Source organism: Massilia sp. BGA-UO-ETr-WB1, assembly GCF_059567845.1.
The window spans coordinates 145,756-159,406 of record NZ_JCAQOT010000027.1; the positions used below are offsets into that span (position 1 = coordinate 145,756).

Annotated in this window: 9 protein-coding genes; 4 read left to right on the forward strand and 5 right to left on the reverse strand. The window is 66.4% G+C overall.

The features are described from left to right. Window positions 1–16: 16 nt before the first annotated feature. On the reverse strand, window positions 17–607 hold the full coding sequence (locus AC56DV_RS27630; protein WP_496317422.1) for a phosphohydrolase: 591 nt from the start codon (window positions 605–607) through the stop codon (window positions 17–19). Window positions 608–771: 164 nt separating this feature from the next. Here AC56DV_RS27630 and AC56DV_RS27635 point away from each other — a divergent pair, with 164 nt between their 5' ends. After that, window positions 772–3,888: an NAD(P)-binding protein gene (locus AC56DV_RS27635; protein WP_496317423.1), complete on the forward strand. Its 3,117-nt coding sequence runs from the start codon at window positions 772–774 to the stop codon at window positions 3,886–3,888. A gap of 97 nt (window positions 3,889–3,985) precedes the next feature. Here AC56DV_RS27635 and AC56DV_RS27640 read toward each other — a convergent pair whose 3' ends face one another. Both AC56DV_RS27640 and AC56DV_RS27645 read right to left on the reverse strand, forming a co-directional pair. Continuing rightward, on the reverse strand, window positions 3,986–5,059 hold the full coding sequence (locus AC56DV_RS27640) for a DNA topoisomerase IB (protein WP_496317424.1): 1,074 nt from the start codon (window positions 5,057–5,059) through the stop codon (window positions 3,986–3,988). Window positions 5,060–5,145: 86 nt separating this feature from the next. After that, a complete protein-coding gene (locus tag AC56DV_RS27645; RefSeq protein WP_496317425.1) occupies window positions 5,146–8,172 on the reverse strand; it encodes a 7TM diverse intracellular signaling domain-containing protein in 3,027 nt (1,008 codons plus the stop codon). Between the two features lie 88 nt (window positions 8,173–8,260). Between AC56DV_RS27645 and AC56DV_RS27650 the strand changes: the two genes are divergently transcribed. Beyond that, entirely contained in the window at window positions 8,261–8,887 is a 627-nt protein-coding gene (locus tag AC56DV_RS27650; RefSeq protein WP_496317426.1) for a LysE family translocator, read from the forward strand. On the opposite strand, the gene AC56DV_RS27655 is transcribed toward AC56DV_RS27650, so the two are convergent. After that, window positions 8,871–9,632, reverse strand: a complete 762-nt coding sequence (locus AC56DV_RS27655) for a YceI family protein (protein WP_496317427.1) — start codon at window positions 9,630–9,632, stop codon at window positions 8,871–8,873. The two genes, AC56DV_RS27650 and AC56DV_RS27655, sit on opposite strands and share 17 nt — an antisense overlap. Before the next feature lie 433 nt (window positions 9,633–10,065). Next, window positions 10,066–12,033 carry a methyl-accepting chemotaxis protein gene (locus tag AC56DV_RS27660; protein ID WP_496317428.1) on the reverse strand — a complete coding sequence of 656 codons (1,968 nt, stop codon included), beginning with the start codon at window positions 12,031–12,033 and terminating at the stop codon, window positions 10,066–10,068. Between the two features lie 279 nt (window positions 12,034–12,312). On the opposite strand from AC56DV_RS27660, the gene AC56DV_RS27665 reads away from it, so the two are divergent. Together AC56DV_RS27665 and AC56DV_RS27670 are read left to right on the forward strand one after the other, a co-directional pair. Further along, complete coding sequence (locus tag AC56DV_RS27665; protein ID WP_496317429.1) at window positions 12,313–13,020, forward strand: glutathione S-transferase family protein; 708 nt, start codon at window positions 12,313–12,315, stop codon at window positions 13,018–13,020. Window positions 13,021–13,022: 2 nt separating this feature from the next. Continuing rightward, window positions 13,023–13,643 (forward strand): glutathione S-transferase family protein, encoded by a 621-nt coding sequence (locus tag AC56DV_RS27670; RefSeq protein WP_496317430.1) that lies wholly within the window; start codon window positions 13,023–13,025, stop codon window positions 13,641–13,643. The last annotated feature ends 8 nt before the right edge of the window (window positions 13,644–13,651 follow it).

Below are 13,651 nucleotides of genomic sequence, written 5' to 3' on the forward strand. Positions count from 1 at the left end.
CTTTAAAAACGGCTCTTTACAGCCGTTTCTTCAAGTTCTCCAATTCCGCCATGAAGCGCTCGCACGCCAGCGCCGGCGGCCACGGTTCCCACGGCGCGCCGCCATACAAGGCGTGCAGCGGGTCGGTATCGAGCACGGCGGCGCGTATCTTCAGCGTGCGCCGCACCTCATCGCGCGACCAGCCCACCACGTGCACCGCCTCGCTGGCCGCCGCCAGGCGGTCGGCCTTCTTGTGGATGCGGTGCTCGGCGGGTGACCAGGCCGGCACGCCGTAGCGCAGGAACACCGCGCTCTCCAGGCGCTGGCTCAGCGCGCGGAAGCTGTCGCCCAGGAAGGGTTTCAGCACCGAGATGCAATCGAAGCCGAGCAAGCCTTCCTCGGCGTCGTGCAGCAGTTCGCGCAGCTCCAGCACCGGGTCCATCGGCCGGGCCGCCCAGCCGCGCCGCAGCTGCAGCACCGACAGCGAATGCTGCGCCACCGACAGCGGCAGCGGCCACGCGGAATGCCCCCCCCAGCGGTAAGTGCGCGCCAGGCCCAGCGCCAGGTCGCCGTCGTCCCAGTCGAACGGCGTGGGATCGAGTAAATCCAGTCTCTTTCCCGATGGCATGCGCACCCAGGCGCGGGCGTGACCGCCGTTGTGTTGATGAATAGCGCGGCTCATCCCGCATTGTAATCTGGCCACGCCTATTAGGGAAATTCGTATGCTTTAGAGCAATACTGTGCTTTTTTGCAATACACTGGGGGCTGTCCATAAAACTTTCTGGAGACACCATGGCGGCACGTCCTTCCTACCTCTATCCCGGCGGCTCGGTGATGATGCATTCCCCGCTGCAGCTCAAGCAGGCCGAGATGTACGGCTACTTCGTCAAGGGCGACCTGGCCAAGCTGCAGCGCACGCTCGATACCAGCCTGAACGCGGTGGCCAACGGCCGCATGCGCTTCAAGGCGCTGTCGCCTTATGTGATGCTGACGTTCACCCGCGTCAACCACGCCGATTCGGCCGTGGGCGTGGACCAGGCCAAGGGCTGGATCACGGAGGTCGACATCGTCACCTGGGTGATGACGGGCGCGATGGACGCGGAAGGCAAGCTCGACCATATCTACTGGTATCCCTGCCACATCTTCGTCGACGACGCCATGGCGCTGATCAACGGGCGCGAGCTGTTCGGCTACCCCAAATACCTGTGCGAATACGAGATCCCCGAGGCGGGCACGGCGCCGCTGCGCTGCTCGGTGTCGGCCAAGGGCTTCCACCCGTTCTCGCCCGAAACGCGGATCGCCATGCACCCGCTGCTGGAAGTAAACGCCACCGAAAAGACCGGGCTCGACAAGCCGGTCGGCAGCATCGCCGACCTGCTGGAAGAAGCCATCACGCTGTTCCTGGCCATGCCCGACTTCTTCAATATGGACCGGGACGGCTGGGACGACGTGCTGTCGCTGCTGCGCAACCCGCGCATCGACCAGATTTTCCTCAAGCAGTTCCCCGACAGCGCCGGCGTCAAGGCCGTGTACCAGGCCATCGTGGCCGCGCCGGCCGAGATTGAGCGGCTGCACAGCGCGCGCTTGCTCGGCTACGAATACGAATGCGTGCTGCACGCCTTCGACAGCTTCCCGCTGCATGACACGCTGGGCCTGCAGTTGGGCCCGCAGCAAGCCATCCTGCCCTTCAATGTGAACTTCGACTTCACCGCCATGCCGGGCGAGGAACTGGTGGACAACTCCCGCATCGCGCCGGAAAAGATCGCCGTGCTGGGCGGCGGCGTCGGCTCGATGACGGCCGCCTACTACCTGACCGACCAGCCCGGCTGGCAGAACAACTACGACATCACCGTCTACCAGCAGGGCTGGCGCCTGGGCGGCAAGGGCGCCAGCGGGCGCAACCCCGCCATGGGCGAGCGCATCGAAGAGCACGGCCTGCACATCTGGTTCGGCTTCTACGCCAACGCCTTCCAGATGATCAAGGCCGCCTACGCCGACCCCGGCCGCACCCCGGGCCAGGCGCTCGCCACCTGGCAGGACGCCTTCAAGCAGCACGACTACGTGGCCCTGTCCGAGCAGGTCGGCAAGGAATGGCGCAACTGGTCCATCGTGTTCCCCACCTTGCCGGGCGAACCGGGCGAGGGCGGCGGCGACGTCACGCTGTGGCAGATGGCGGTGGCCATGGTGGGCTGGATCGAGCAGTGGCTGCGCAATGTGCGCTCCGTGACCGCCGAGCTGGAGCACCAGCGCGAACTGCCCCGTGCCGGCAGCGACAGCCTGCCCGACTGGCTCTACCGCATGGCCGACGCGGTGCGCGCCGAAGCGCTCGACCTGGCGGACGACGTGGTGGTGTCGGCCGGCGCGCTGCTGGCGCTGGTGAGCAATCTGTCGCCGGACGCCAGCCGGCACGAGCGCGGCCAGCACCGCCTGCTGTCCAATTCGCTGGGCGGCATCCGCGCCTGGCTGCACGCGCGCTACCGGGGGCTGATCGACAACAACGACGACCTGCGCCGCATCTTCATCTGCCTGGACCTCGGCATCACGGTGATGAAAGGCATGTTCGAAGACGACGTCTTCTCCGAAGGCTTCGACGTCATCAACGACATCGACTTCCGCGACTGGCTGCGCAAGCACGGCGGCGACGAAGAATACAGCGTCAACTCGGCCCCGGTGCGCGGCTTCTACGACCTGGTGTTCGCCTACGAAGGCGGCGACTTCGGCAAGCCCAACGTGGAAGCCGGCACCATCCTGCGCTCGATGGCGCGCATCGGCCTGGCCTACAAGGGCGGCATCATGTTCAAGATGCAGGCCGGCATGGGCGACACCATCTTCACGCCGCTGTACGAAGTGCTCAAGGCGCGCGGCGTGAAGTTCGAGTTCTTCCACAAAGTGGAAGAGCTGGTGCCGGAAGGCGACACGGTCGGCAGCATCCGCATGACGCAGCAAGTCAAGCTGGCCGGCGCGGCATACGATCCATTGGTGACCGTGAAAAACCTCGGCTGCTGGCCCTCGGTGCCCAACTACCGGCAGCTCGACCCCGAGCAGGCCGAGCTGCTGCAAGTGCGGGACATCAACCTCGAATCGCACTGGAGCGACTGGCCGGCGGTGTACCAGGAAGCCTTCGGCCGCGCGCTGCCGCAGCGCGTGCTCCGGCGCGGCGTGGACTTCGACAAGATCGTGTTCGGCATCTCGGTCGGCTCCCTGCCGGTGGTGTGTCCGCAACTGCTGGCGCGCAGCCCCAAGCTGCGCCTGGCCGCCGAAAAAGTGCAAACCGTCGCCACCCAGGCCTACCAGGTCTGGCTCGACAAAGACCTGGCGCAGATGGGCTGGACCCACCAGCCCGGTGGCCAGCAGCCCGTGCTGAGCGGCTTCACCGAACCGTACGACACCTGGGCGCCGATGGACCAGCTGCTGTGCCGCGAACAATGGCCGGCCGGCAGCGACCCGAAAAACGTCTCCTACTTCTGCAGCGCCCTGCCGGTATCGGAATACCCCCCGATCAGCGACCACGGCTTCCCGGCGCGCATGGCGGAGGTGGCCAGGGAGGGCGCGCTGAACCAGGTCGGCAAGGAAATCTGCGCGCTGTGGTCGGCGGCTGGCCCGTCCGGCGCCTTCCCGTGGCAATGGCTGACCGACCCGGCCGGCGGCACGGGGCCGGCGCGTTTCGACAGCCAATACTGGCGCGCCAACGTCGACCCCTCCGAGCGCTACGTCATGTCGGTAGTCGGCAGCACGCAATACCGGCTCGCGACGGACGAATCCGGCTTTAGCAACCTCTACCTGACAGGCGACTGGATCAAGACCGGCCTCAACGCCGGCTGCGTCGAAGCCGCCGTCATGGCCGGCATGCAAACCTCCCGCGCCATGACCGGCCACCCCGCCGTCATCCACGGCGAAACCGACTTCTAAAAATGCCGCCAAGACAAATGGGGTCAGGGTTAATTATTTGGGAAATATTTCTCGAATAATTAACCCTGACCCCATTTGTCGGTGCGGCAATTCGTAATCAGGGGTGCAGGCGGCGCTGGAGGAGGGCGAGGACGGCGGCTTCTTCGGGGCTGAGGGCGTGCAGCTCGGCGCTGAATTCGCGCTCGGTGCTGGCGCGCAGCGCGGCCAGGTCGCTGCCGTCGAGGTAGGCTTCGATGACGGCGGGGTGGACGTAGCATTTGCGGCATACCGTGGGCGTGTTGCCGAGCTTTTGCGCAACCGCTTCGATGGCGCGCACGATGTTTTTCCTGGCCTGGGTTTCGCTGTCGAAACGCTCGAATTCCTGCAGCGCGAGCGCGGCCAGCACCGTGCCGTACCAGGTGCGGAAGTCCTTGGCGGTGTAGTCCTCGCCGCTGATGCTGCGCAGGTAGTCGTTGACGTCGGCCGAGCCGATGCTGTGCGTGGCGCCGTCGTCGCCGATGTATTGGAACAGGTCCTGCCCGGGCAGCTCGCGCGTGCGCCGGATGATGCGGGCCAGCCGCCGGTCGCTGATCGTGACGCGGTGCTCCACGCCGCTCTTGCCCCGGAAATGGAATTCGACCGCGCTGCCGTCGATCCGCACGTGGCGGTTGCGCAGGGTCGTCAGGCCGAAGGATTTGTTTTCGCGCGCGTATTCTTCGTTTCCGACCCGCATCATCGTCACTTGCAGCAGGTGCACCACGGTGGCCAGCACTTTTTCGCGCGGCAGCCCGGGCAGGCCGAGGGCGGCGTCAACCGCGGCGCGGATGCCGGGCAGGGCGCGCCCGAAGGCCAGCATGCGTTCGTATTTGACGTCGTCGCGCACGCTGCGCCAGCGCGCGTGGTAGCGGTACTGCTTGCGCCCGCGCGCGTCGCGCCCGGTGGCTTGCAGGTGGCCGTTGGCGTGCGCGCAGATCCAGACCTGTTCCCAGGCCGGCGGGATGGCCAGCGCGCGGATGCGGGCCAGCGTGGCTGCATCGCGCACCGGCTTGCCGTCCGCGTCGACGTAGCGGAAGCCCTTGGCGCTGCGCTTGCGCCCGATGCCGGGCTGGTGGTCGCCCACGTAGCGCAGCCCGGCCGCCTTGGCGGCGGCGGGCGGCAGGGGGCTGTTGGCGGAGGGGGCGTCGCGTTTCATCGCAGTCTTTAGGGTGGATGAGGCGATGGTAGGACTTTTCCGTCAGTGGCTCCGTTGCTTGCCGCACATAGTCCTGCGGCCGCAGCTTACTCCGTGGCCAGGCTGGCTTCGGCGGCGCTGCGGTTGCAGGCGCGCAGGTCGGCGCAGGCTTGCTCGAGCGCGGCGGCCACTTCGGGCAGGGAATCGATCACCAGTTGCAGCTCGCCGGCGGCGGACAGCTTTTCCAGGTCGTGGCACAGGCTGTGCAGGCCGGTGTCGCTGAGGTAGCCGGCGCTGCCTTTGAGCGCGTGGAAGGCGGCGGAGGCGGCGTGGCTCTTGCCGCTGAGGGCGGCGTTCCGGGCCACTTCCAGCCGGCGCGGCGCTTCGTCCAGGAAGGCTTGCGTGATGCGCTGCATGTGCTTGGGCGACAGCCCGGCCAGCGGCATGATGCTGATCTTGCCCTGCGCGGCCGCGCCGCCATCGTCGGCGCTGCACAGCGGTTCGACGCCGAACTGGGCGGCCAGGTCGGCTTCCGACGGCGCCGGGCCGGGCGCGGCCAGCGTGTAGCCGGAATTCCAGCTGCTGGCTTCCTGCGCGGACGCTGCGGCAGCCTTATCGGCATCGGCATCCCGTTCCGGAGCGGGCCCGAGCGGCGGCAGCGTGCGGCCCCGGCTGAGCAATTGGGCGATGGTTTTTTCAATCTGGTCGTACAGCAGCCGCTCGTCCACCGGCTTGCTGAGGAAGCCGTCCATGCCGACCGCCAGGTAGCGCGCGCGGTCGTGGTCGCTGGCGTTGGCGGTCAGCGCGATGATGGGCACGCAGGTGTCGCGCACCCGGTAGTCTTCGCTGCCGCCGCGCCGCACCAGGCGCGCGGCCTGCTCGCCGTCCATGGCCGGCATGCGGCCGTCCATCAGCACCAGGTCGTAGTCGCCGGCGCTGAGCGCTTCCAGCGCTTCGATGCCGTTTTCCACCAGCACCACTTCGTGGCCCATGGTTTCCAACAGGGTGCTGATGATGATCTGGTTGGTGCGCACGTCCTCGGCGCACAGGATGCGCAGCCGGTAGGCGTGGCGCTGTTCGCGCGGCGCGGCCAGCACGTCCGTTTCGGGCGGTACGCCCAGCGTCAGCGGCAAGGTGAAGAAGAAGGTGGAGCCGACGCCGGGCTGGCTGGCCGCGCCGATGTCGCCGCCCATCAGTTCCACCAGCTCCTTGCAGATGGCCAGGCCCAGCCCGGTGCCGCCGTAGCGGCGCGTGGTGGACATGTCGGCCTGTTCGAACTTCTGGAACAGGCGGCCCAGCGTGGTCTCGTTGATGCCGGGCCCGGTGTCGCTGATGCTGAAGTGCAGCATGGTGACGCCGCGCTGGTCCTTGCCGGCAGCCGCTTCCAGCCGCACTTCGCCGCGGTCGGTGAACTTGATGGCGTTGCCCAGCAGGTTGAGCAGGATCTGGCGGATGCGGGTGGGGTCGCCCAGCACGTAGCGCGGCAGGTCCAGCGCCAGCTCGCGCCGCAGCAGCAGGCTCTTGGCGTCGGCCTGCGCCTGCAGGATGCCGATCGCTTCGTCGATCAGCGTGCGCAGGTCGACGTTGATGGTTTCGATCGACAGCTTGCCGGCGTCGATCTTGGAGAAGTCGAGGATGTCGTTGAGGATGGCCAGCAGGGCTTCGCTGTTCTGCAGGCCGATGCGCAGGTATTCTTCGGTGCGGCCCTGCACGGTCTGGTCGCGCAGCGCGAACTTGAGCATGCCGATCACGCCCGCCAGCGGGGTGCGGATGTCGTGGCTCATGGCGGACAGGAAGTCGATGCGGTGGCGGCTGACGATCTCGGCGTGTTCCTTCGCTTCGGTCAGCTCGGCGGTGCGCTCGTTCACGCGCTGTTCCAGGTGGTTGCGCAGCAGGCGGATCTGGTCGGCCAGCGCGAAGGCCAGCAGTATGCCGTCCAGCGTGCCGCCCAGCAGCGTGAACAGTTGCGCGTTCTCGACGGCGGCCGGGATCAGGCCCACGTTGGCCGGCAGGATCAGCAGGCCGGGCAGCATCAGCGCGACGAAGCCGAGCACGAAGAAGCGCGCCGGCTGGTAGCCGTTCTTCCACACGATGATGCCGCTCACCAGGGCCATGGTCATCCAGATCATGATGGCGACGGTGGCCAGGGTGTGCGCCCAGTTGAGCGCGATGAAGCAGCTCGGCAGCAGCACCAGCGGCAGCACGATGTTGATGGTGCTCAGCTTGTACAGGATGGGCGAGGTCTCGCGCAGCTGCAGGAAGGTGCGGTAGAACAGCGTGCTCAGCACCGGCAGCAGGAAGAAGGGGATGTAGTGCACGTGCAGGTTGTGCCAGTCGAACAGGTCGGCCGGCAGGTGGAAGGTCAGGCCCCAGCCGGCCGCGTAGCACAGCACGTACAGCGAGTAATACAGCGGCGAGCGCTCGCGGGTGTAGCTGTAGATGAAGAAGTTGAACACGGCCAGCGCGAGCAGGGCGCCGATGGAGCCGATGATGAGGAAATTCTCGCGCGCCACCAGCTGGCGGTAGGCGTCGCGCTGGGTCACGGCGAACACCGGGGTGCGCGCGTAGAACGGGCTGCTGAAGCGTATCAGCACTTCGTAGCTTTCACCCGGGTGCAGTTCGATATCTTTGCCGTAATGCAGCAGGTATTCGCGCTGGGCGCGGTAGCCGGACACGCGCTGCTGCAGCGCGCCGTCCGGGCCGTAGATGCGGCTCTCCACGGTGTCGATCAGGGTGTCGTTGGGGTCGATCACCCAGGCGGTCTGGCGCGTGTCGTTGCGCAGGCGGGCATGCAGCCAGTAGCTGCCGCCCAGCAGGTCCACTTCCTTGGCGGGCTTGAGTGCGGCCAGGAAGGCGGGCAGATCGGCCGCGCCGGCCGGGAAGGGGGCGTTAGCAGCGCCGGCATGGTACAGGCGGGCGCTGCGCATCAGGTCCAGCGAGCGCGAGCCGGTCAGCACGGCCTGGCCGAGGCGGCTGTCGGCTTCGATGGCCTGGACCCCATGGGCGGCTTGCGCGTGCGCCGGGGAAGGCGCGGCCAGCATGGCGGCGATCAGCAAAACGAGCAGCGAAGCGAACAGCGAAACGCAGGCGAACAGTGCAGTGTAGCGTCCGGATATCTTGCTGGCTGTACTCATGTTGTTTGCCAAAGGCATCGCGTGAGGATAGTAAAATGGCGGAAATCTTGCCTTATTCTAATCGACTATTCATGGAATCCCTATTTTGATGATCGCTCCCGAACAAATAGTTGCCTTTCTCGCCGCCGCCATCGTGATAACTGTGTCGCCCGGCCCGGACAACCTGATGGTGCTGGGTGTCGGCATGTCGCGCGGACGTGCCAAGGGCGTGGTGTTCGGCCTGGGCTGCGCGCTCGGCTGCCTGACCCACACGCTGCTGGCCACGCTGGGCGTGAGCGCGCTGATCGCCGCCTCGCCGCTGGCGTTTACGGCGCTGAAAGTGCTGGGCGGCGTGTATCTGATCTGGCTGGGCTGGGGCGCGCTGCGCAGCCCTGGCGGCGCGCGCGTGGAAGGCGGCGGCTTGCCGGACGAATCGCTGCTGCGCCTGTTCGGCAAGGGGCTGTTTGCCAACAGCATCAACCCCAAGGTGGTGCTGTTCTTCCTGTCCTTCCTGCCGCAGTTCGTGGTGGCCGGCAACGGCCCGGTGAGCTGGCAGACCGCGCAGCTGGGCCTGCTGTTCACTCTGCAGGCTTGCGTGCTGTTCGGCTTGCTGGGCTATTTCTCCGGGACCATCGGCAAGTGGCTCAACCGCAGCCCGCGCGCCGGGCTGTGGATGGACCGCGTGGCCGGCACCATTTTCGTCGGCCTGGGCATCCGGCTTATCGCTTCCCGTTAACTTTGACTGCGCTGATGTTGAAGCGCAGTTCCAGTTCGTCCTGCACGGCCAGCGCGCCGCCCATCACCGAGAACGGCTTGATGCCGAAGTCGCTTTGCTTGAGCGTGAAGGCGCCGCTGGCGCTGATGCCGTCCGCGCGCGCGCTCAGCGCGGCGGGGATGGCGTAGCGGCGCGTCACGCCGTGCAGCGTGATGTCGGCCTGCAATGGGCCTTGCGGCGTGGTCACGGCCGCCACTTCCACGTAGGGATATTTTTCCGCGTCCAGCACCTTGGTCAGCATATTGCTGCGGGTGCCGGCGATGGCGTCCGCCGTCGTCACGCTGGGCAGCCCGGTCTCGGCGCGCAGCGCGCTTTCATCCACCGTCAATTGATCCAGGCGGAAGCGGAAGCTGGTGCTGCCCGGCTGGCCGTTGGCGGGCGCCACGGCCTGGCCTTCGATGTGGCGGCTGGCCACCACGTGGTCGTGCCCCAGCCTGGCGAGCAGGCCGCCGCGCCGCACCACCACCAGGATGCGGGAGTTGCGGGTGTCGATCTGGAGTTGTGCCGCGTCCGCCTTGGCGGGCGGGGCGGGCGCAACTGCCGGGGCGGGACGGGCCGGCGCCGCAGGACGGGACGCAGCGGAGGGAGCGGCTTGTGCCGCGCCCTTTTCAGCAGGCGGCGTGCTGGAGAAGGGGGCGCAGGCGGCAAGCGCGAGCGCCATGGCGGCCCAGGCCGGCGCAGCGATATATGAATGGAGTTTCGGCAATCCCCTTGCTGTATCTTTGTTCTTTTGAGTAGTTTTGTGCGGCATGGAAGAGGGCAATGGGGTCGGATAGGCCGGATGAGCCGAGTGGGTCAGGTAACGGATGGCTGGCTTGCCGTCATGGCGGGACTGCGGCTCATGCGCAGCGGAGCCCGCAGTTGTTCGATTGTAGTCCAGCTGGACGCAATTGTTGTGAATTAGCTGCAAAGAAACTAGTTAAGCGGCATTGTGACTTTTGGAGAGTTTTTTTGGTGTTTCTTTGTACTAATCTATGCCTGTGAGCACGAGCAAGAGGACAAGCAAGGATGCGCAACTAAGCGCGCTGTCATCCTCCCGTCATACCGCTGTGCGATGATGGTTCCGCTCAAATCTCTCCCGATTTGGATCCCTTGGCCCGCAATGGCGAACATTGCGGGTTTTTTTTTGCCCGCGCCCCTTACCGGAGCTGGAACACGCGCACCACCTGCGCCAGCGCGGCCGCCTCTTCCTGCAGCGAGGCCGCTGCCGCAGCGGCCTGTTCCACCAGCGCGGCGTTCTGCTGCGTCACCTCGTCCATGCGCGTGATGGCCGTGCTGACCTGGGCGATGCCGGCGTTCTGCTCCTGGCTGGCGGCCGAGATCTCGGTCATGATGCCGGTCACGTGGGCCACGCTGGACACCACTTCGTCCATGGTGGAGCCGGCCTGCTGCACCAGCTTGCTGCCCGCCTCGACCTGCTCGACCGAGGCGTTGATCAGCTCCTTGATTTCCTTGGCCGCCGCCGCGCTGCGCTGGGCCAGGTTGCGCACTTCGGACGCCACCACCGCGAAGCCGCGCCCCTGTTCGCCGGCGCGCGCCGCTTCCACCGCCGCGTTCAGCGCCAGGATGTTGGTCTGGAAGGCGATGCCGTCGATCACGCTGATGATGTCGACAATCTTGTGCGAGGACTGGTTGATGCTGCCCATGGTGTCCACCACCTGCGACACCACCTGGCCGCCGCGCGCGGCCGTGTCGGAGGCAGCCAGCGCCAGGCGGTTGGCTTCCTGCGCGTTGTCGGCGTTCTGGCGCACGGTGGAGGTCAGCTGCTCCATGGCGGCGGCGGTCTCTTCCAGGTTGGAGGCCTGCTGTTCGGTGCGCTGGCACAGGTCCTGGTTGCCGGTGGCGATCTGGGTGGTGGCGGTGGCGATGTGCTCGGCCCCTTCGCGCACCTGGCCCACCACGCGCGACAGGTTGCCGCTGATGCCGTTCATGGCGCCGCACAGTTTGCCGATCTCGTCCTTGTTGTCGGCGTTCAGCTTGACCGTCAGGTCGCCCTCGGCGATGCGGCCGGCCGCGCCCTCGGCCTCGGCCAGCGGCCGCGTCACGTAGTTGCGCACCACGATCATCAGCGCGAAAGCGAAGGCGCCCAGCGCGATGAAGCCGAACAGCACGTAGCGGTTGCGCAGGCGCACCGCGTCCATGGTGATTTCCTCGGTGTAGGCGCCGCCCGCGATGACCCAGTTCCAGTCCGGGAAGGAGGTGTAGGCCACCACCTTCTCGCGCGCGCTGCTCTCGCCCGGGTTCAGCCAGGGGTAGCGGATGATGCCTTGCTTCTTCTCCAGGATCTCCTTGATGAACTCGCGGCCGCCGGCGTCCTTGCTCTCGAGGATGTTGGAGCCCTCCTTGGCCGGGTGCACCAGCAGGGTGCCGTAGTTTTTGCCGGGGGTGGAATTGAGCACGTAGAAGTAGCCGGTCTGGCCTACTTTGATGGCCTTGATCTTGTCCTTCAGCGCCTGCAGCGCGGCGCTGATGTCGACGCCGACGAACAGGATGCCGATCAGCTTGCCGCCCGCGTCGCGGATCGGATCGTAGCGCGTCATATAGGTTTTGCCGAACAGGTTGGCCAGCCCGGTGTAGTTGTCGCCGGCGCGCAGCCTGGCGTAGCCGGGGTGGGCGCGGTCCAGCATGGTGCCGATGGCGCGCTCGCCGTTTTCCTTCTTCAGCGAGGTCGATACGCGGATGAAGTCCTCGCCGCTGGCGGCGAAGATGGTGGCCACGCTGCCGCTGTTGCGCAGGAATTTGTCGGGCACGCTGAAGTCCATATTGACCACGCGCTCGCCGTTCTTCAGCGTGGGCGCGGGCTTGCCGTCGACCGGGGTGCTGGTGGCTTCGTCCAGCGTGAACTTGTCGTCGAAGGAGGCCGCCAGCATGCCGGCATAGCCCGCCGCCTGGCCCTTCACGGTGGCGTTGAAGATGTCCACCATGTCGGTCACGCCTTGCAGTTCCTGGCCCAGCGCGTGGATGCTGTCCTCTTCCAGCAGGCTGGTGGTGGCGTTGCTGATCATGAGGATCAGGACGCCGATGATGGCGCTCACCAGGGCGAACGTGAAGGCGGTGATCTTGGCGCCTACGCCCCATTGGCGGGGATCGAACGTGGTTTTTCGCATAATGGCCCCCTCTAGGATCGCAACTTTTATACTTATGTAAATTTAATGAAGTCCTAAGCCTTGCCGGGCGGATTGCTGGCAAAGTGTCACCTGTAGCGCGCGGCCTCCTCCGCGCGCCAGGTTGCCGTATCCCTTAGATGCGGCACGATATCCCCGCGCTCTAAAAAGCGTTTTGACCGGCTCCCTCCAAAGATCGCCGGTCTTTTTTTGTCTGTTTGTACCGGACAAAGCAGTTTCGCCTACACTGGCGTGCACTGCAACTGAAAAAGGGGCTTTCCGATGATAGACCTGTACACCGCCGCAACACCGAACGGCCACAAGATTTCCATCGCACTGGAAGAGCTGGCGCTGCCCTATGAAATGCACGAGCTGGAGCTGGCGGCCAATGTGCAGAAGGAGCCGTGGTTCCTGGCCATCAATCCGAACGGCCGCATCCCCGCCATCATCGACCGCGCGGCCGATAATTTCGCCGTGTTCGAGTCCGGCGCGATCCTGATTTATCTGGCCGAGAAGACCGGCCGCCTGATGCCGTCCGATCCCAAGGGCCGCTCGCAGGTGCTGCAATGGCTGATGTTCCAGATGGGCGGCGTCGGCCCGATGATGGGGCAGGCCAATGTGTTCCACCGCTATTTCCCGGAAAAGATCCAGGCCGCCATCGACCGCTACCAGGGCGAGAGCAAGCGCCTGTTCCGCGTGCTGGACGGCCGCCTGGCGCAGCACGAGTACCTGGCGGGCGACTATTCGATCGCCGACATCGCCAACTGGGCCTGGGTGCGCACCCACAGCTGGTCCGGCGTGGACGTGGACGGCCTGCCGCACCTGCAGCGCTGGCTGGCGCTGGTGGGCGAGCGGCCCGCGGTGCGGCGCGGCATCCTGCTGCCTCCGTCCAGGCTGGACCGCACCGCCAGCCCGGAAAAAGCCGAGCAATTTGCGGCCGAAGCGCGCAAAATGCTGGAGACTGGTCAATCACGCGAGAAAGGCGTCTAGGCATGAAACTGTACACGAGCGCGCGCGCGCCCAATCCCCGCCGGGTGGCGATGTTCATGGCCGAGAAGGGCATCAGCATGGAAACGGAGCTGATCGACTTGGGCAAGCTGGAGAACCGCAGCGAGGCTTTCCTGGCCAGGAATCCCTTCGGCCGCGTGCCGGTGCTGGAGCTGGACGACGGCCGCGTGGTGTGCGAAACGCGTTCCATCTGCTCCTACCTGGAGGGCGTCTACCCGCAGCCCAACCTGATGGGCGAGGGCTTCGAGGAGCACGCCTTTATCGAGATGGCCGACCGCCGCGTGGAGCTGCACGTGTTCGCCGGCATTGCCAACTGCGTGCGCCACACGCATCCGGGCCTGGCGGCGCTGGAGCAGCCGCAGTTCCCGGAATACGGCGCGGCGCAGGGCGAGAAGATGCGCGAGTGGGCGCGCTGGCTGGACCGGACCCTGGCCGCGCAGCCTTACGTGGCGGGGCAGCGCTTCACCATCGCCGACATCACGGCCTTCTGCGCCATGGAGTTCGCGCGCGGGCTGATGAAATTCCGCCCGGGCGCGGAAGGCATGGAGCACCTGCAAGCCTGGCGCGACCGCATCGCCGAGCGTCCCAGCGCGGCGGCGGGCTAGCAGAAAGC

Excerpts from the sequence above, each read along its gene's own strand:
- AC56DV_RS27630 (WP_496317422.1), bottom strand. The coding sequence starts at position 607 with ATGCCATCGGGAAAGAGACTGGATTTACTCGATCCCACGCCGTTCGAC.
- AC56DV_RS27635 (WP_496317423.1), top strand. The coding sequence starts at position 772 with ATGGCGGCACGTCCTTCCTACCTCTATCCCGGCGGCTCGGTGATGATG.
- AC56DV_RS27640 (WP_496317424.1), bottom strand. The coding sequence starts at position 5,059 with ATGAAACGCGACGCCCCCTCCGCCAACAGCCCCCTGCCGCCCGCCGCC.
- AC56DV_RS27645 (WP_496317425.1), bottom strand. The coding sequence starts at position 8,172 with ATGAGTACAGCCAGCAAGATATCCGGACGCTACACTGCACTGTTCGCC.
- AC56DV_RS27650 (WP_496317426.1), top strand. The coding sequence starts at position 8,261 with ATGATCGCTCCCGAACAAATAGTTGCCTTTCTCGCCGCCGCCATCGTG.
- AC56DV_RS27660 (WP_496317428.1), bottom strand. The coding sequence starts at position 12,033 with ATGCGAAAAACCACGTTCGATCCCCGCCAATGGGGCGTAGGCGCCAAG.
- AC56DV_RS27665 (WP_496317429.1), top strand. The coding sequence starts at position 12,313 with ATGATAGACCTGTACACCGCCGCAACACCGAACGGCCACAAGATTTCC.
- AC56DV_RS27670 (WP_496317430.1), top strand. The coding sequence starts at position 13,023 with ATGAAACTGTACACGAGCGCGCGCGCGCCCAATCCCCGCCGGGTGGCG.